17 protein-coding genes are annotated in these 16,844 nt (G+C 56.3%); 12 read left to right on the top strand and 5 right to left on the bottom strand.

Features of this window, described 5'->3' with window-relative positions:
* The first annotated feature begins 181 nt into the window (after positions 1 to 181).
* The 3 genes from LPB19_RS13535 to LPB19_RS13525 are packed head-to-tail and all read left to right on the top strand — an operon-like array spanning position 182 to position 3,611.
* The gene (locus LPB19_RS13535) at positions 182 to 430 is read left to right on the top strand and encodes an OadG family protein (RefSeq protein WP_206643424.1); all 249 of its coding nucleotides are present in this window, start codon (positions 182 to 184) and stop codon (positions 428 to 430) included.
* Positions 431 to 472: 42 nt separating this feature from the next.
* Positions 473 to 2,263, top strand: a complete 1,791-nt coding sequence (oadA, locus tag LPB19_RS13530; protein WP_206643423.1) for a sodium-extruding oxaloacetate decarboxylase subunit alpha — start codon at positions 473 to 475, stop codon at positions 2,261 to 2,263.
* Between the two features lie 13 nt (positions 2,264 to 2,276).
* Positions 2,277 to 3,611, top strand: coding sequence for a sodium ion-translocating decarboxylase subunit beta (locus tag LPB19_RS13525; RefSeq protein WP_323127889.1), 1,335 nt, complete (start codon positions 2,277 to 2,279; stop codon positions 3,609 to 3,611).
* A 247-nt stretch (positions 3,612 to 3,858) separates the two neighbouring features.
* On the opposite strand, the gene LPB19_RS13520 is transcribed toward LPB19_RS13525, so the two are convergent.
* Genes LPB19_RS13520 through imuA form a run of 3 tightly spaced genes read right to left on the bottom strand, consistent with a single transcriptional unit; the run spans position 3,859 to position 9,102 of the window.
* On the bottom strand, positions 3,859 to 6,978 hold the full coding sequence (locus LPB19_RS13520; protein WP_206643421.1) for an error-prone DNA polymerase: 3,120 nt from the start codon (positions 6,976 to 6,978) through the stop codon (positions 3,859 to 3,861).
* Positions 6,978 to 8,390 carry a Y-family DNA polymerase gene (locus tag LPB19_RS13515; protein WP_206643420.1) on the bottom strand — a complete coding sequence of 471 codons (1,413 nt, stop codon included), beginning with the start codon at positions 8,388 to 8,390 and terminating at the stop codon, positions 6,978 to 6,980. Before LPB19_RS13515 ends, LPB19_RS13520 begins: the two co-directional genes overlap by 1 nt.
* Positions 8,391 to 8,397: 7 nt before the next feature.
* Positions 8,398 to 9,102 carry a translesion DNA synthesis-associated protein ImuA gene (gene imuA / locus LPB19_RS13510; protein WP_206643419.1) on the bottom strand — a complete coding sequence of 235 codons (705 nt, stop codon included), beginning with the start codon at positions 9,100 to 9,102 and terminating at the stop codon, positions 8,398 to 8,400.
* A 161-nt stretch (positions 9,103 to 9,263) separates the two neighbouring features.
* On the opposite strand from imuA, the gene LPB19_RS13505 reads away from it, so the two are divergent.
* Complete coding sequence (locus LPB19_RS13505) at positions 9,264 to 9,626, top strand: 4a-hydroxytetrahydrobiopterin dehydratase (protein ID WP_206643418.1); 363 nt, start codon at positions 9,264 to 9,266, stop codon at positions 9,624 to 9,626.
* A gap of 4 nt (positions 9,627 to 9,630) precedes the next feature.
* On the opposite strand, the gene LPB19_RS13500 is transcribed toward LPB19_RS13505, so the two are convergent.
* A complete protein-coding gene (locus LPB19_RS13500) occupies positions 9,631 to 10,593 on the bottom strand; it encodes an integron integrase (RefSeq protein ID WP_206643417.1) in 963 nt (320 codons plus the stop codon).
* A gap of 239 nt (positions 10,594 to 10,832) precedes the next feature.
* Here LPB19_RS13500 and LPB19_RS13495 point away from each other — a divergent pair, with 239 nt between their 5' ends.
* The 6 genes from LPB19_RS13495 (at position 10,833) to LPB19_RS13470 (ending at position 13,685) form a co-directional block, all read left to right on the top strand.
* Positions 10,833 to 11,333, top strand: a complete 501-nt coding sequence (locus tag LPB19_RS13495; protein ID WP_206643416.1) for a hypothetical protein — start codon at positions 10,833 to 10,835, stop codon at positions 11,331 to 11,333.
* A gap of 112 nt (positions 11,334 to 11,445) precedes the next feature.
* Positions 11,446 to 11,997: a hypothetical protein gene (locus LPB19_RS13490; protein ID WP_206643415.1), complete on the top strand. Its 552-nt coding sequence runs from the start codon at positions 11,446 to 11,448 to the stop codon at positions 11,995 to 11,997.
* Between the two features lie 86 nt (positions 11,998 to 12,083).
* The gene (locus LPB19_RS13485) at positions 12,084 to 12,434 is read left to right on the top strand and encodes a hypothetical protein (RefSeq protein ID WP_206643414.1); all 351 of its coding nucleotides are present in this window, start codon (positions 12,084 to 12,086) and stop codon (positions 12,432 to 12,434) included.
* 136 nt (positions 12,435 to 12,570) lie between these two features.
* Positions 12,571 to 12,858, top strand: coding sequence for a hypothetical protein (locus LPB19_RS13480; protein WP_206643413.1), 288 nt, complete (start codon positions 12,571 to 12,573; stop codon positions 12,856 to 12,858).
* 71 nt (positions 12,859 to 12,929) lie between these two features.
* A complete protein-coding gene (locus LPB19_RS13475; protein WP_206643412.1) occupies positions 12,930 to 13,259 on the top strand; it encodes a hypothetical protein in 330 nt (109 codons plus the stop codon).
* A gap of 69 nt (positions 13,260 to 13,328) precedes the next feature.
* Positions 13,329 to 13,685: a hypothetical protein gene (locus tag LPB19_RS13470; protein WP_206643411.1), complete on the top strand. Its 357-nt coding sequence runs from the start codon at positions 13,329 to 13,331 to the stop codon at positions 13,683 to 13,685.
* 349 nt (positions 13,686 to 14,034) lie between these two features.
* Here the strand turns inward: LPB19_RS13470 and LPB19_RS13465 are convergent, their stop codons facing one another.
* Positions 14,035 to 15,060: an IS110 family RNA-guided transposase gene (locus LPB19_RS13465; protein ID WP_206643410.1), complete on the bottom strand. Its 1,026-nt coding sequence runs from the start codon at positions 15,058 to 15,060 to the stop codon at positions 14,035 to 14,037.
* Positions 15,061 to 15,164: 104 nt separating this feature from the next.
* Between LPB19_RS13465 and LPB19_RS13460 the strand changes: the two genes are divergently transcribed.
* Both LPB19_RS13460 and LPB19_RS13455 read left to right on the top strand, forming a co-directional pair.
* A complete protein-coding gene (locus LPB19_RS13460; protein ID WP_206643409.1) occupies positions 15,165 to 15,494 on the top strand; it encodes a hypothetical protein in 330 nt (109 codons plus the stop codon).
* Positions 15,495 to 15,602: 108 nt separating this feature from the next.
* Entirely contained in the window at positions 15,603 to 16,145 is a 543-nt protein-coding gene (locus LPB19_RS13455) for an imm11 family protein (protein ID WP_206643408.1), read from the top strand.
* The last annotated feature ends 699 nt before the right edge of the window (positions 16,146 to 16,844 follow it).

The raw sequence follows: 16,844 nt of genomic DNA, 5'->3' as shown, positions 1-16,844 counted from the left end.
GAGCCGGCTTCGGAAACTCCTTATAGCCAGTTGAGCTTAGCTTGCTCATTGCCTGTTAAAACGGTAAATTACGCAGGATTTTGCCTCCCGATTTGTTCTCGAACCGGCTTAGACCTTGGTCTAACTGGTCTGGCCACACAAGGCGGGAAAATCAATAACTCAATACAGGTAGCTATTGGATATGGATGACCTGATGTCACAAGCCGTGGATCTGATGATTGCCGGCATGGGCTTTGTGTTTGCGTTCCTGATCGTATTGGTGTTTGCAACCCTGCTCATGTCCAAAATCATTGCCCGGTTTGCTCCAGAGCCGGCAACCCCGGCCAAAACGCCACGTGCCAAGCCCAAAGCCCCCAGCCCGGTTGACCCCGACACCGCTGAGGCGATCAAGAAGGCAATTGCACAATACCGGTCACGCCACAAGAAGTGACGCGGTAAACGGATTAGAACCTTTTAACAGAAGGCTGACACGATGACTGACACAAAGAAACCGCTGGGGATTACGGACGTAATTCTGCGAGACGCCCACCAGTCCCTGCTCGCCACCCGCATGCGGCTGGACGACATGCTGCCGATTGCCGAGAAACTCGACAAGGTCGGTTTCTGGTCCCTGGAATCCTGGGGCGGCGCTACCTTTGATGCCTGTATCCGCTACCTTGGCGAAGACCCATGGGAGCGTATCCGCGAGCTGAAAAAAGCCATGCCTAACACCCAGCAGCAGATGCTTCTGCGTGGCCAGAACCTGCTGGGCTACCGCCACTACGCCGACGATGTCGTCGAGCGCTTCTGCGAACGCGCTGCCGAAAACGGCGTGGACGTATTCCGTATCTTCGATGCGATGAATGATCCTCGCAATCTCGATACCGCTATCAAGGCCGTCAAGAAGACCGGAAAGCACGCCCAGGGCACCATTGCCTATACCACCAGCCCGGTCCACACCATCGAAATGTGGGTCGATATGGCGAAAGAAGTGGCGAGCATGGGCGCTGACTCGATTGCCATCAAGGATATGGCCGGTTTGCTCAAGCCGTATGTGGCCTTTGACCTGGTTAGCCGCCTCAAGAAAGAGCTCGATATTCCGATTCACATGCAATGTCATGCGACGACTGGCATGTCCACGGCCACCGCCATCAAAGCGGCCGAAGCTGGCATCGACAACGTCGATACCGCGATTTCTTCCATGTCTATGACCTACGGCCACTCTCCCACCGAGGCGGTTGTTGCGATCCTTGAAGGCACTGACCGCGATACCGGTCTGGACCTCAACCTGCTGGAAGAAATTGCCGGCTACTTCCGTGAAGTGCGCAAGAAATACGCGAAGTTTGAAGGCAGCCTGCGTGGCGTCGACTCCCGCATCCTGACCGCTCAGGTGCCTGGCGGCATGCTGACCAACATGGAAAGCCAGCTCAAAGAGCAGAACGCTGCAGACAAATTCGATCAGGTTCTGGCCGAGATTCCCAAAGTTCGTGAGGACCTGGGTTTCATCCCGCTGGTTACGCCGACTTCCCAGATCGTTGGCACCCAGGCGGTTCTGAACGTCCTGACGGGCGAGCGTTACAAGTCTATCTCCAAGGAAACATCTGCGATCCTGAAAGGCGAGTACGGCGCGGCTCCGGCTGCGTTCAACAAGGAGCTGCAAGAGCGTGTTCTGGATGGCAAGGAGCCTGTAACCTGCCGTCCTGCGGATCTCATCGATGCCGAAATGGACAAGCTGACCGCCGAACTGAAAGAGATTGCCAGCGACAAGGGCATCAAACTGGCGGAACAGGAAGTGGACGACGTGTTGACCTACGCACTGTTCCCGCAGATTGGTCTGAAGTTCCTGGAAAACCGCGGCAACCCGGATGCGTTCGAGCCGGTACCGTCAGCTGACGACGTTGCACCGGCCAAGAAGGCGAGTGGCCCTGAAACCTACACCGTTGACGTGAACGGCAAGAAATTTGTCGTTGCTGTCTCCGAAGGCGGTGAGATCACCCAGATCCAGGGCGACGGTGGTGCAGCTTCTGCCCCGGCGGCCGCTGCATCTTCGCCGGCTCCGGCTGCTGGCGAGGGCGAGCCCGTGGTGGCACCGCTGGGCGGCAACATCTTCAAGGTTCTGGTTTCTCCGGGCGACACCGTTGAAGAAGGCGATGTGCTGATCATCCTCGAAGCCATGAAAATGGAAACCGAGGTTCGCGCACCCAAGGCCGGTACCATCGGCGAAGTCTTCATCAAGGTCGGTGATGCCGTCTCCCCTGATGATGAAATGCTGACAATCGGATAAGGGCCAGCATTCCATGGAAAAAATGATGACATTATGGACAGGCAGTGGTCTGTTCAATATAGAGATGGGCCAGGTGATCATGATCGCCATTGGCCTTGGTCTGCTGTTCCTTGCGATTCGCAAGGGCTTTGAGCCGCTGCTGCTGGTGCCGATTGGCTTCGGTGGCATTCTGGCGAACATCCCGGAGGCGGGGCTGGCCCTGTCTGCGGCGGAAAATGCCATTCACTTCGCGTTGAAGAACGGCAATACCGAGGTGCTGGCTGCGTTGGCTGCACCGTTGGATGTGGCCTACCAGAGCGGACAGGCCATAACCGGTGAATTGAAGGAGGCCTTCAAGGAAGCCTTCAAGGAAGCCGAGTATTCCCAGATTGCTCTGGCAAACGCTGCAGCGCAGGACTTCGGCTACGGCAACGGTATGCTGTACAACTTCTACACCGTGGTTATCGGCAGCACCATTGGGCCGCTGCTGATCTTCATGGGGGTGGGCGCGATGACGGATTTCGGTCCGCTTCTGGCCAACCCGAAGACCCTGCTGCTGGGTGCCGCTGCTCAGTTCGGTATCTTCGGTACGGTTCTGGGCGCTGCGCTGCTGGACTGGACCGGTGTTCTGGAATTCACCATCCTGGAAGCGGCGGCTATCGGTATCATCGGTGGTGCTGACGGCCCGACCTCGATCTACGTCTCCAGCGTTCTGGCTCCGCATCTGCTGGGTGCGATTGCGGTTTCGGCCTATGCCTACATGGCGCTGGTGCCGATGATCCAGCCGCCCATCATGAAGGCGCTGACCTCTGAGAAAGAGCGTGCCATCAAGATGAGCCAGCTGCGCCCGGTGAGCAAGCGCGAAAAGATCGCCTTTCCGCTGGTGGTACTGATTGCCGTAGTGCTGTTCCTTCCGGATGCGGCGCCTCTGCTGGGTATGTTCTGCTTCGGTAACCTGATGCGTGAGTGTGGTGTGGTTGAGCGTCTGAGCGACACCGCCCAGAACGCACTCATCAACATCGTGACCATCTTCCTGGGTCTGTCCGTAGGCTCCAAGCTGATGGCGGACAAGTTCCTGGATGGCCAGACTCTGGGCATCCTGGGCCTGGGCATCGTGGCCTTCGGTGTGGGCACGGCATCGGGTGTTCTGATGGCCAAGCTGATGAACAAACTGAGCAAGGAGCAGATCAACCCGCTGATCGGTTCTGCCGGTGTGTCTGCGGTGCCGATGGCAGCGCGGGTATCGAACAAGGTTGGTTTGGAAGCCAACCCGCAGAACTTCCTGCTGATGCATGCAATGGGCCCGAACGTGGCCGGTGTTATCGGCTCTGCGGTTGCTGCGGGTGTGATGATCAAGCTGCTTGGCTGATCGTTTCTTTGCAGTGCCGAAGACCCCGCCTTGTGCGGGGTTTTCTTTTTTCAGGACTGCGAGTTGGGAGTTTGAGCCAGTGCGATTTCTGCTTTCAGGAATCGCTACGAGCACGTCCCTGTGCGCTTGGCTTCGGCCATCCATGGCCTCAGACATTCCTCAAAACAGAAATCACACTGTCTCTTTGGACTTGCTAGTTGTCGCCGCGCTATTGCTGTGAATTCGGGGCGAGGGCTTTTCCCGCGTCCTAGTGGAAGTCCCGTGAGCTGATCGGAAGCGTGTGAATCAGGTGGCTCAAATCCGACAGTTTGCCGGCCATCACATGAACGATGTCGCCTTCTCTTTCCAGAACGCCTTTCACGTGCAGTAGCCTCGCGGTTAGCAGTGGCTTACGTTGGCGGCGGGCAGTTTCCAGCCAGACCACCACGTTCACGTTGCCGGTTTCGTCTTCCAGGGTCACGAAGGTAACGCCGGAGGCGGAACCCGGTCGCTGCCGGCCGGTGACCAGGCCGGCGACCTGAACCGGAATGCCGGCCCGCGTGGTTTTGAGTTCTTCTGCGGTATGGCAGAACTGCAGATGCCCCTGTTCCCGGAGCAGGGCGAGGGGGTGGCGCTGAAGGCTGAGGCCCAGGCTGGCGTAGTCGGCCAACACATTCTGGCCTTCGCTGGGTTCGGGTAGCTGGTCGCAGTGGTCGGGCAGGTAGTTTTCGGGGGCTTCTGCCGCGAACAATTCTGTGGGTTGTTCGTGATCCAGCAGTTGCCAGTAGGCCTGGTGCCGATTGGCGGTGAAGGACGGCATGGCGTTGGCGCCGGCCAGTACTTCCATATCCCGCTGGTTGAGCCCGGCGAGTTTTCGTAGTTCACCGGCGGAGCGGTACCCCCCGATAGGCCGCTGTTCGCAGAGACGCCGAGCCCCGGCAGAGGCTAGTCCCTGAATCAGCCGGAGCCCTAAACGAAGCTGCTGGTCGGGGCCTTCCAGTGTGTGGTCCCACTGGCTGTGATTGACGTCTACCGGCAGAACACGGACCTGATGACGCTTGGCGTCCTGAACCAGTTGCGATGCGGAGTAGAACCCCATGGGCTGGCTGTTCAGTAAGGCGCAGTAGAAGGCGGCGGGGTGGTGGCGTTTGAGCCAGGCAGATACATACACCAGCAACGCGAAGCTGGCGGCGTGGGATTCCGGGAAACCGTAGCCACCAAAGCCGCAGATTTGCTGATACAGACGCTCGGCGAACTCGGCGTCGTGGCCCCGCTCGAGCATGCCGGTGATCAGTTTGTCCCGGAAGGGCGTCAGGTCGCCGTGGGATTTCCAGGCCGCCATGGCCCGGCGTAGCTGGTCGGCTTCACCGGCAGAGAAACCAGCTGCCACCATGGCCAGCTTGATCACCTGCTCCTGGAAGATGGGCACACCGAGGGTGCGTTCCAGTACTTTTCGGATGGCGTCGTTGGGGTAACTGACGGGCTCCAGGCCGTGCTTGCGCCGCAGGTACGGGTGCACCATGTCACCCTGAATCGGGCCGGGGCGGACGATGGCCACTTCGATCACCAGATCATAAAAGGTCTCTGGTTTGAGCCGCGGCAGCATGTTGATCTGGGCGCGGGACTCCACCTGAAACACCCCAATGCTGTCGCCGGTCTGCAGCATGGCGTAGGTGGCGGGATCTTCCTCCGGAATGTCCTGCATCCGGAATGGCTCGCCTTTGCGCTCACTGATCAGGGCCAGGGCCTTGCGAATGGCGGACAGCATGCCCAGCGCCAGCACATCCACCTTCATCAGCCCCAGGCTTTCCAGATCGTCCTTGTCCCACTGGATCACGGTGCGATCGGCCATGGCGGCGTTTTCCACCGGTACCAGCTCGGCCAGTGGCCCGGCACTGATCACGAAACCGCCCACGTGCTGGGACAGGTGGCGGGGGAAGCCGAGCAGGGTGTTCACCAGAGTAAAGAACTGGTCCGCCACTTTGGGATTGCGGGTCAGGCGCTTGTCGAGGATCTGCTGGCGCCAATGGGTCGCTTTGTCGCGCCAGTCAATGCCTTCCAGCAGTTGTTCCACCTGCGCCGGATCAAAGCCCAATGCCTTGCCAACATCCCGAATGGCGCTGCGGGGGCGATAACGGATGACGGTGGCAGCCAGGGCAGCCCGCTCCCGGGTGTAGCGCTGATAGATGTACTGGATGACTTCTTCCCGGCGTTCGTGCTCGAAGTCCACGTCGATATCCGGCGGCTCGTTGCGATCTTTGGAAATGAACCGCTCAAACAGCAGTTCTACCCGGGCCGGGTTCACCTCGGTGATGCCCAGGCAGTAGCACACGGCCGAATTGGCGGCCGACCCCCGGCCCTGACACAGGATGCCCCGACTGCGGGCAAAGGCCACGATGTCGTAGATGGTGAGAAAGTAGTGCTCGTACTTCATTTCCGAAATCAGGTCCAGCTCCTTGCGGATCAGGCCCTGAACGGTCAGGGGAGTGCCATCGGGGTAGCGCCGGCGTTCGCCTTCCCGGGTCAGGTGCTTCAGGTAGCCGGCGGGTGTTTCGCCGTCCGGCACCAGATCGGGCGGGTATTCGTAGCGCAGACTGCCAGGCTCGAAGGTGCATTGATTGGCGATGGTCAGGCTCTGTTCCAGCCAGGCATCCGGAAACAGCCGCTGAATAACCGGCAGTGGCCGAAGGTAGCGTTCGGCATTCTGGAACAGGCAGTGGCCGGCCTGGTCCACGGTAGAGTGGTGGCGCAGGGCGGTGAGCACATCCTGCAGGGGCTGGCGTTCCCGGCTGTGCATGTGAACGTCGCCGGTGGCGGTAATCGGGCAGCGCAACTGTTCCGCCAGCCAGCGGATGCGGGCGAGTTTTTGCTCTTCGCCGGATTCCAGAGTGCGGGTAGCGGCCAGCCATAACCGGTGCTCGAACAGGCGCAGCAGCCATTCGCCACAGGCCAGTGCCTGATCCGCACTGGCCTGTGTGGGTTCGGGTGGGCGCCACAGGCACAGGCAGTCGTCCAGAGAGTGGGTTTCGATATCCTGAAAAAACAACTGGTACTGGCCTTTTTCGGCCCGGCGCCGGCCAGTGGTGATCAGCTGACACAACTGACCATAGCCCTTGCGGGTTCGGGCCAGCAGCACAAACCGGGGCGTACTGGCACCGGGCGGCGCATCGTCCAGTTCGAAATGACTGCCGGTGATGAGTTTGACCGGGCTGTCCTTCAGGGCGGCCCAGGCCCGGGGAATACCCGCTACAGAGCAGGCGTCCGTGATCGCCAGTGCAGGGTAGCCCAGTTCGGCGGCCCGCTCGGCCAGCTCCTGAGGATGCGACGCTCCGGTCAGGAAGGTGAAATTGCTGACGCAGCAGAGTTCAGCGTAGCCCGGTTGCCCCATCAGCCAAACCACCCGTGTATGTACCAGCCACCCTGAACGTCCCGGAATACCCAGGCCAACTGGCCGCCATCAAGCTGGGCGATGTAATAGTCCCGGAGCACCCGCTGGCCATCCCACCAGCCGCCGCTGATGCGCTCCGGGCCGGCGAACCAGGCTTGTGGAGCAGAGGCCAGTGGCTGCGGCCCCTGCAGGAGCCACAGCGGGCGGCGGGGCAGGTTGGCGGCATCGGCTGGTTGATGTTTGCGAATCAGGCTGGTGGCACTCCAGGCCCGTTCCGGGCGGTGGTCCGCCTGTGGCGAAAGTTGGCTCAGGGCAGATTCCCCCAGCCGGGCCTGGAGTCGACTCATCAAGGTGTGCCAGGCTTCGTTCAGATCCTGGGTTTCGCCCAGCAGATCCCGTTCGCTTGGGGCCTCGCGACCGAGAAAGCGTTTGACAGACAGCTGCAGGGACAGCACCGGAGCCCGCAGTGGATGACGTTCCAGGCGCAGACGAATCAGGTTCAGGAAGGCTTCAGCCCGGTGTTCCGGCCCGGAGGTGCGAATGCGCAGGCGGGTGGGTTCTTCATGCCGGTGCTGGAGCGTGAGGAACAGGGTGTCGGTTTCCTGCTGACGCCAGCACAGATCGTCTTCCAGTTCAGAGAGGATGCGCTGGAGCGGAAACAGCAGCCCCTGGGCCTGCTCAATTTCCCGAACGAAGTCTGCCCGCTGTCGGAACTGGTGGGGTGGCTGCCAGTCCGGCTGGGGGTCTGGCCGGGTGCCAAGGATTTTCTGAACCCGCGCCAGGGTTTCCGGCGACAGCCGGCGGGCCAGTTCGGCTGGTGGCAGGTCAAACACTTGCTGGAGTCGATCCAACCCCAACCGCTGCAAACGGGTGCAGGTGCGCCCGTCAAACTCTGCCGCCTGCAGGGGCAGCTGGCCAAGGGTGCGCAGAATATGCCCGCGGTCGGCATTGCATTCGCCCTTGCCGGTACGGGCCATCAGCCGGGCGGCCAGAGGTGTATGGCCCAGGCCGGGCCAGGCCGTCAGCTGGTGTTCATCCAGGGCCTGCTCCACCGTTTGCCACACCGCCGGCAGGCCACCGTACAATCGCTGCAGGCTGCCGACTTCGGCCAGCAGTCCGTCCGGAGGTTTGGGCACAATATGGGCCGCATGCCGGTACAGCCAGCGGGCCTGGTCTTCCAGAACCCGGGCCTGCTGTTGATCGTCTGCCTGCACGATTCCGAGTTCCGGCACCAGGGTAATGGCGGTTTTCAGGCGCATACCCGCCTGCACGCCTTGTTCCCGGGCTTCCGGGCAGGCCTGTATCACGGATTGCGCAGAGCCCTCGACAATCACCAGTGCGCCGGTGTCCTCCCGGGTACGGCGGATGTGGTCCAGCAGCAGATGCGGAAAGTGCAGGTACAGCCAGATCATAAATGGATTACCGGTTGGATGCGGGCTTGGACCCCAAGCGCCAGGGCCCCTGCACGACACGGGGTGCTTCCTGGCTGGCCAGGTCTGCCCGGTGCCCCATACTCAGGGCGCAGCGCTGACCAGGCCAGCTGCCGCGACGCTTCACAATGTTCACTTTCAGCTCCTGGGAATCGCCGGGCGTCAGCTCCAGGCGCAGGGCGGCGGGGGAGTTCTGCTCGGCATAGCTGCGATCCCGGAACAGTACGCAGACATTGCTGCCGGCTTCGGCGGCCAGCTGCAGGCGGCGGATATCGCGGGATGCCAGTTTGCCGGGCCAGGCCATGACCAGACCGGTAACCGGCGAACGCAGACAGTTTTCCAGTGTCCATAAAAAATCGCCGGGGTTGTCAGTGTTCACCATCACCACCTGATCCAGATTCACTCCTTCCCGTGCCAGGGCGGGAGCGTAGGGGGTGTGCGGCGGATTGATCCAGAACACGGTTTTGCCGCGCCGGGATAACCGCTGCATCAATGGCAGCAAAAGATGTAACTCTCCAATACCGGGGGCATCCAGCAGACATTCGCTGAGCGCACCGGTGGGCCAGCCAAGCCCGCCAAGCTGGTTGTCGAGGCGCTGGTAGCCGGTTGCTTCAGCAGGCTGGCTGGTGGCGGTATGTCGGTGGCCCTGCCAGACACGGGCATCCCGCATCAGGGTGTTTAGCAGTTCGCTCATGGGAATCTCTCGAAATACTGTTTAAATATACAGTATTCTGAAAGAGGCAGGATTTCAAGCTTGAAAAACGCTTTGACAGGCAGGCCCTGAGGGACAAATCTACAAGACGATTAGGACCGGTTCCTTCTCCGGCATGAATACTGTAACGGGGGAATCAAGCGATGAGTGACCTGGCTAAACAGACCTGTGACGCGTGTAGAAAGAGCTCGCCCAGAGTAACGGAAGGTGAACGACACCGGCTGCACGAGCAACTGCCCGGCTGGCAGATTGTTGATGCCAAGGGGCATGAGCTACTCACTAAAGCCTATAAATTCAAAAACTTTGCTGAGGCGCTGGCCTTTACCAACCGGGTTGGGGCGCTGGCAGAGGCAGAGAACCATCATCCGGAAATAAAGCTGGAGTGGGGCAGGGCCACCGTTAGCTGGTGGACACACACAATTAATGGCCTGCACAAGAATGATTTTATCCTGGCGGCGCGGACGGATGAGGTGGTTGGGGATGTCGATTCTACCCCTTCAGAGTAAAAGCCTACCCGAGTGGGCTTTTGACGCCTGCAAAGCCTTGTCCGAGAACGTGGGTGTAAATCTGAGTGGTTCGAAGGTCTGCGTGACCCAATAAATCCTGAACCGTTCGAATGTCGTTGCCTCTTTTCAATAGCTCAGTCGCAAAGGTATGGCGAAAGGTGTGGCAGCCAGCCCTTTTGTGGATGCCTGCTTCTTTCGCTGCCTGCCGAACGGCCCTTTGAACCCCCGTGATATGCCGATGGTGCCTGGCAACATTTCCGAGATTATCAGAGCTAAGGTTCGGGGATGAAAATAGCCACTGCCATTCAAGTGATCGCCCTGCATTGGGATATTTTCTGGCCAGAGCAAAGGGGAGGCTTACAGGGTGTAGAAATTCCTCGCTTTGCTGTTGCCATCTTTCACGAATGTTTTGGATATGGTCTTGTAGAGTTTCAATCAAAGAAGGGGGCATCAACGTGGTTCTGTCCTTGGCGCCTTTGCCATCCCGAACCGTAATCACCTGTTGGCGGAAATCCAGATCTTTTATCCTAAGCCTGCATGCTTCGGTGATACGCAATCCGGAGCCGTAAAGCAGCGAGACGATCAATTTATTCGGTTCACCCAACCGATTGATGATCATCATGGCTTCATCATGGGTAAAGACGACCGGTAATTTTGGCGGCTTTTTGGCTCGGGCTACCTGGCCGATATCCCCCAGAGGCTTATCCAAGACTTTTGTGTATAAAAATACCAGCGAATTCAGCGCCTGGTTCTGTGTGGCGGCTGACACGTTGCGGTGCACTGCAAGCCAGGTTAGAAACTCATTCACCTCGCGGGCGCCCAGATCACGCGGGTGCTTCATTTTATGAAAGCGAATGAAGTAGCGAATCCAATACCAGTAGGTTTTCTCGGTGCGAATGCTGTAGTGATTCACGCGAATGACTGCCCGAAGCTGATCGCGCAGGCGCGGCTGGTTTCCCTGCTTCATTATGGCTCCTTGCCTTAATATGTATATTTGTACAGTATTATTGGGGGCGCAAATAACAGATGTCAAACGATTACGTGGAAACACTGCGATTAGTGGGATAAGCTGCTGTTTTATAAACCTATAGGCAGGTTGCTCGAAGGCAGAGAGGCCGTAATAACGAAGAGGTCAGATTTCTGCAATATCGAAGAGCTCTGCCTAATTGCTGTTAAATACAGGGAGGCACCGAGATGCGGTGTGCAATGACAGGACTTCCCATCAGCGATTCATCTGATGGCATTTGGGATGACGGCGAGTGGATCAGTTGGGAGTGGATTAATGGTCAATTGCACGAGCAAGACCTCAAGGCTGAGTTTCCCAATGCACCCATCGAAATGATCAAAGTGTTTGAGGACTTGGTTTATTCCGCAGCAGAGTACTACGAGCTCACTGGTCGTTACCTTCAAATTTGGGGAGAGCTCGGCGAGCTTTACGCTGAGATTAAATACGGGATTGAGCGCCATCGCCCTGGTATGGCCGGCTCAGATGGTCGCATGGGAAATGATTGGGTAGAGATCAAGACGATTTCCCCTGAGAAAGGTAAAGGTAAGGTACTGGTCAAGAGGGCGGGCAATTTCAACAAGCTACTCGTTGTCAAAATAGACGAGAGCTTTAGGTTCGAGTCCCGAATGATTGACCGCAAAAAACTCGGCAAGGGCAAAGGCAAAAATGCTAGCTATTCATGGGGCTCAGAGTCTGAGTAAGCCTGTATTTAACCAGTCGCTGTAGTTCGCGGCCGATGGCCGCCGGACGCCCTTTTCATTGCGGCTTCGCCTCCATTACTAGGTCGCCGCTAAGCTCAGCGTTAACCACAAAATGAAGAAAATTCTGCTGAGAAGGATTCTAATTTTCCTTTCCGTGAGCGGGTTAGGTTTCGCCTTTGTCCCATTCCTGTCTTCATTGGCGCCGCCTGAAGCTGCCAAGGAAGAAATTAAAAAAATCGAACTTAACATCTCGGAGTTAAAGGCTGGCGAAGTTTACAGCTTTACAGTTCAAGGTCGGCCTGTGCTCGTCTTGAAGCCCTCTCTTGAACAAGAAAAAAGCATCGAGTTGCTTAATGACCATGTATGGGACAGGGATCACAGAAGTTTCGGTGGTGCGTATGTGTTTGTAGGCCTCAGTACATCAAGGAAAGGCCCTTGTCTTTTGGAGCATAAACCTGCGCAGGAGAGTTGGTTAAAGTCTCACGATAAAGATTCGAAATGGTACGGTGGGTATTGGGACCATTCCTGTGAAATTAGCTATGACTATGCGGGAAGAGCAATCAAAGATTACCCATATACTTTTAATGGTTTGGACGATAGAGCCGAAAACTTGTCTAGTCCAGCAGTGAAGTTTATCTCCGACACGGTGTTGGAAATTGAATAGAGTGGTTAACAAAGTGGTCAACGGGACGCCAACTACGCGTTGCTCCGTTGGCGCCCATTACCACGGCGTTATGTGTGCAATCGGTTATGACCAAATCTGAAGCGATCCAGAAGATTGAGCAGTCCATAGCTGAAGGGGCGCAACTGATTACCCCAGAGGGCAAAACTTACGAGGAGCACCTGGCAGCGGTGTCGCGTGTACTCTTTGAGCACGTAATTGACCCTATCCCGGTTACTGTTACTTCTGCTTGCTTTCCCGAGTACGATTTTGCGAAGTACAAAAGTTCGAAAGTGCTAGCCATTGCGCACATGGGGAATAGTTGGCTGCTTACACTGGAGTCTGAAAATGAGTTTGCTTTGGGTTTCGGGGAATCGCCCGAAAACATCATGATGCACGGGTTTTCATCTTCGGACGCAGTGGGAGAGTGGTGTGCATAGTGGACACATAACCAGTCACTGTTGCGGACTGCCGGCGCTGCGCCCCGTCAGCCGCAAAGCTCGGCGTTAAACATACTGAATGATCTACAACTGTAACTTTTGCGGCAAACCAGCCAGCACCAAAATGAGTTTCAGAGTGGCAAAAGAGGATGCTTTCGGTTTTGCCGTTCTGTGCGTCGCACTGATTGGTCCGGTGGGATTTATTGCTTTCTTGATTGCGTTAGTCACGGGCGGTAACGATGTAGTTTTCGGTATTTCAGTTTTCGTAGTGTTGCTAATTTTCCATTTCTTTCGAATTGGACGCAGGGTATACGGATTCTTCAGTTTGTTTGTAGATTACGAGCTGAACCTACGGTTTTTCTGCAAGCGCTGCGACTTGGAGATCAAAGAAATAAGGCTTCCGGAGAAGCCAAAAGATGTTTAACAAGTCACGGCACGCGGACGGCCATAAAGCGGCCGCCGGTGCGCTCAGCGTTATATCTGTAGGTGAACCTTATGCCCACTCCTTACAACATGGCCTTCGCCTGCCTCTCATGCTGCAAATCATTCAAGCGCGAGTTCAACTTAGCAAAAGAGTGCCCAGCAAAACTTACGTGCCCGGATTGTGGTGGCGCGGCACATAATTTTGGTCGCGACTTCAAAGCACCGAAGAGGTCAGACAAGAGACAGTGGGACAAAATACGGTTTCTATTCGATCACGGGTTCCGCTTCCAGAAAATTCGGGTCGGAAGCGGGCATCATGATGTTGTACCGTATCCAGAAACTATGGATGAAGCGCGGGAATTTGTGGTCAAGTACAAAAAATATGCAGCCCACGTGGACTGAGAAAGATATAACAAGTCACAGCACCGGATGGCCCAGTCGGGCCACCGGTGTGCTCAGCGTTAGAGTGATATGGACCCTCATCTGAAAGTTGCTCTTTTTATCTCAATAGGCGCAGTGGTCGGTTTCCTGCCGTTACTATTTGTGAAAAGAGAAGAGACAAGTCTGAAAGTCCTGTTTCTGATTATCTGCACATGCCTCGGGCTGTCGGTGGCGATGAGCACAGTCCTTGCGATGATCGGCAATTGTTCTTTTTTCGAGGCCTTTTCGATGGAGAGCGGAGCCTGTCGTCATTTTCCATTTGCTTCACCGAGGGTCATCACTGTGATGAATGTGTTGGCTTTCTCGGTTCTAGTTTTGATGCCGGTCGCCATTCTGAGAGACTTGGTAGTCTGGGTGCGTCGCAATCGCTCACATGGCAAACTCTAACAATTCGCATCAGTACGCGGCCGGTGGCCGCCGGACGCCCTTTACGTGGCTCCTTCGGTGCCACTCCAAGGTCGCCGCTGTGCTCGGCTACATGGACTCCCCCTGCGGTCAAGCAACGCCATTTAATGTTGAAACGGTTTAAGACTGCAGCTCTACATTCGGCCTCTGTGTGAGCACATTGGCTCGGGCCAGGATGATGATGCGTGTGAGCAAGGACCTCATTCGTTAGTCGGCTTCAAAGAGCCACCAAGCACAACAGGTTCTCCTGCTCTCGGTCTGACCATTTCGTCATCGTTTGCCGTCGCTAGACTCGGCTGGCAGGCGTGTTATGCCTGTCGTTGGTACTCGGTTAAGCCTCCAGTTGTTGGGCTTTGAACTCGGTTTGATGAGCCATCATGGCCCAGATGATCCGGGCGTTCTTGGCCGCCAGGGCGACCGCCGCACGTTTATAGCCCCGTCGCTCGACAAGGTCCCGGGCCCATCGACTGAGCTGATCCTCTTTCTCACCCAGTTTGGCAATGACCGCTCGGGTGCCGTGGATCAGCAGCATCCGTAGATATTTGTCCCCGCGTTTGGTGATACGCCCCAGTCGGACTTTGCCGCCGGTCGAGTATTGTCTCGGGACTAGTCCCAGCCACGCGGCGAAGTGACGACCGCTTTTGAATTGCCTGGGATCGGGTGCGCTGGCGAGGATGGCCGTGGCGGTCTGAGGCCCAATACCTGGCACCGTCATTAAGCGTTTGGCCTGCTCATCACGCCGGGCCATTGCTTCAATCTCGCGATCGTAGGCCAGGATCTCTTCATCCAGCTGACGGATCCGTTGGTGAATGTTGTGCAGTAACCGTCGGGCTAACATGGGCAAGCCATTCTCACCATCCTCCAGGATCTCCGGTAGATAGTGTCGGGCAGAGTAACGCCCCTTGGGCATCACCAGTCCAAACTCGGCGAGCAACCCGCGAATCTGATTGATCTGCGCGGTGCGCTCCTTGGTGAGACCACTGCGAATCCGATGCAAACACAGCACGGCCTGTTGCTCGGCGGTTTTGACCGGCACGAAGCGCATGGAGGGACGACTGACCGCTTCACAGATGGCTTCGGCATCGTTGTCGTCGTTCTTGGAACTCTTGCGGTAAGGGGCGACAAAGCGAGGTGCGATGATCCGGGCATCGTGACCGAGCTTGGAGAACTCCCGAGCCCAGTAGTGGGCGCCGGAGCAGGCCTCCATACCGATCAGGCAAGGCGGCAGCTGGGCAATCAGTGGCAAGAGTTTCGAACGATTCAGTCGTTTGCGAACCACGACCTTGCCGTGCGAATCGACGCCATGAATACTGAACACATTCTTAGCCAGGTCAATACCGATGGTTGTAACATTCACGATGACTCCCCCTGTTTTGACCGGAGATTGATGACACCTCCAATCTGGCACATTGATGCCGTAGGAGCAGGGGGAGTCCATATCATTCGTTAGGCATTTATTAAATGCGTGCTCTTTTGAGATTCTCTGTATTTCTCAGCATTACGGCCATCAGCCTTTATTTAGGTGTTCAGTGGTTTTCGCTGGCTTGGGAAACAAGTGGTGATGCGGGTGTGAGAGCTGCGATTACCATGGCAGATGAAATCCACCAAGCCTCGGGAATCTATCCTCCAGAGGTGGAAGTAACTAGCCCCGAAGTCTGGGGTGTATTTAATGGTCCGGAGATTATTTACTTAAGTCGTCCAGGCGGGTGTCAGGTTCATTATTACCAATGGCCTTTGGGTCCTCATAAAGGCATGAACTGTGTCGAGCGGGAATGGTACTTCGATGAATAGTCATCAAGAACCTAACAAGCGGCACCACGGCGACCAGTTTTCCGCCGCTTCGCGGCTCCAAATCGGCGCGTGTGCCGGGCGTTACGTTTCAAGTAGGAAGCCAAGAGATTGAGTTACTACGAGCTAACTGACGATATAAATTTTCCGAACCGATGGTACTTGGGCGATGTCGCTTTTACGGATAATTGGGCTTTGGCAACGCAGGTTGATCCGGAAAGACAGTATGAAATTGAGCTATACCGCGATGGTTCGAAAATGGACTATACGCACAATGAGGCATACGGCGTCTGTGTAGTAAGTAAAAGATTCAAAGAAGCTCTCTCTGGCATCACTGGAGTCGAGTTCGCGAAGGCGAACATTATTGGCAAGCGCTCAGATAGTGAATTCTTCATTATGGCGATCCCGAATGAGGTGGCGTGCATTAACGAAGAAGCATCGGAATTCCAAAAGTTTGAGGTGAATGATCCTGTTCGCCCTGATAAGGCTGGCGAATACAGAGGCTTCTTTAAGATGGTAGTTGACCCGGATAAGTGTGGCGGCCTCAACATATTTAGAGTCAAGGGCTTTAGCATAGCGCTTGTGGTGAGTGCACTAGTAAAGCAACGCCTAGAGTCAGCAGGTGTTTTGGGTGCAAAGTTTAAGCGTGTCTAGAGAGTCAAAACGTAACAAGTGGGTGAAGCTGACCGGTACTACGCTGCGCTCCGCACCGGCAGCTTACCCAAGGCGTTAGGCTCGTATGGAACTTGAGAGTATCAGACCAGTTTTCAGTGGGTTGCTCGGCGGTGTAATCGCCATTTGGGTTGGTAATTACATGGCTCGAAGACTGCCAAGATCTTGGTCGGGCATATCGACCGAGGCTTTGGTGAGAAAGCATAAAACAGCCATTTATTTATCTAATTCGGCTTTCATCATTGGGATATTCCTTGGGTTGCTCCTCTACATTCAGGGATATTTTGAGAGGAATGATTGGCGAGGAATGGGAATCGGTTTCGGTGTGAGTTGCCTTGGCCCAACCTTGATACTGCTGACTTGGTCGATAATTCGGGGGCATCGAATCACAGAATCGTTTTTTGCCTACGGCGTTGCCCAAAAAATGCCTCTGTGGCTGCTAGTACCCTTGTTCGGCTCCGGAATTGCTACGCTAATTGCTAGCTTGAACAGTATCTTAGCCTAACAAATTGTTGTAGTTCGTTTCGGCCGTTGGCCTCCACCGGACGCCCTTGTCAGGGCGCCGCTAAACAAAAGCGTTATGTGTGATTGCCAATGAAACTCTTAGCCCTTTCAGTTGTGTCCGTTGTCCTCTACGCGTGTTCTTTTTGGTTGGCTTGCGTTGGCCGGGCTGACGTTGGC

The organism is Marinobacter salinisoli (genome assembly GCF_017301335.1).
GTDB lineage: Bacteria > Pseudomonadota > Gammaproteobacteria > Pseudomonadales > Oleiphilaceae > Marinobacter > Marinobacter salinisoli.
The sequence above is the reverse complement of the archived record's forward strand: the minus strand, read 5'-3'. Positions and strand labels throughout refer to the sequence as shown.

What these genes read in the sequence shown, in the direction of transcription:
- LPB19_RS13535 (WP_206643424.1), top strand. Translation starts at nt 182, where the DNA reads ATGGATGACCTGATGTCACAAGCCGTGGATCTGATGATTGCCGGCATG.
- oadA (WP_206643423.1), top strand. Translation starts at nt 473, where the DNA reads ATGACTGACACAAAGAAACCGCTGGGGATTACGGACGTAATTCTGCGA.
- LPB19_RS13525 (WP_323127889.1), top strand. Translation starts at nt 2,277, where the DNA reads ATGGAAAAAATGATGACATTATGGACAGGCAGTGGTCTGTTCAATATA.
- LPB19_RS13520 (WP_206643421.1), bottom strand. Translation starts at nt 6,978, where the DNA reads ATGGGGCAACCGGGCTACGCTGAACTCTGCTGCGTCAGCAATTTCACC.
- LPB19_RS13515 (WP_206643420.1), bottom strand. Translation starts at nt 8,390, where the DNA reads ATGATCTGGCTGTACCTGCACTTTCCGCATCTGCTGCTGGACCACATC.
- imuA (WP_206643419.1), bottom strand. Translation starts at nt 9,102, where the DNA reads ATGAGCGAACTGCTAAACACCCTGATGCGGGATGCCCGTGTCTGGCAG.
- LPB19_RS13505 (WP_206643418.1), top strand. Translation starts at nt 9,264, where the DNA reads ATGAGTGACCTGGCTAAACAGACCTGTGACGCGTGTAGAAAGAGCTCG.
- LPB19_RS13500 (WP_206643417.1), bottom strand. Translation starts at nt 10,593, where the DNA reads ATGAAGCAGGGAAACCAGCCGCGCCTGCGCGATCAGCTTCGGGCAGTC.
- LPB19_RS13495 (WP_206643416.1), top strand. Translation starts at nt 10,833, where the DNA reads ATGACAGGACTTCCCATCAGCGATTCATCTGATGGCATTTGGGATGAC.
- LPB19_RS13490 (WP_206643415.1), top strand. Translation starts at nt 11,446, where the DNA reads ATGAAGAAAATTCTGCTGAGAAGGATTCTAATTTTCCTTTCCGTGAGC.
- LPB19_RS13485 (WP_206643414.1), top strand. Translation starts at nt 12,084, where the DNA reads ATGACCAAATCTGAAGCGATCCAGAAGATTGAGCAGTCCATAGCTGAA.
- LPB19_RS13475 (WP_206643412.1), top strand. Translation starts at nt 12,930, where the DNA reads ATGCCCACTCCTTACAACATGGCCTTCGCCTGCCTCTCATGCTGCAAA.
- LPB19_RS13470 (WP_206643411.1), top strand. Translation starts at nt 13,329, where the DNA reads ATGGACCCTCATCTGAAAGTTGCTCTTTTTATCTCAATAGGCGCAGTG.
- LPB19_RS13460 (WP_206643409.1), top strand. Translation starts at nt 15,165, where the DNA reads ATGCGTGCTCTTTTGAGATTCTCTGTATTTCTCAGCATTACGGCCATC.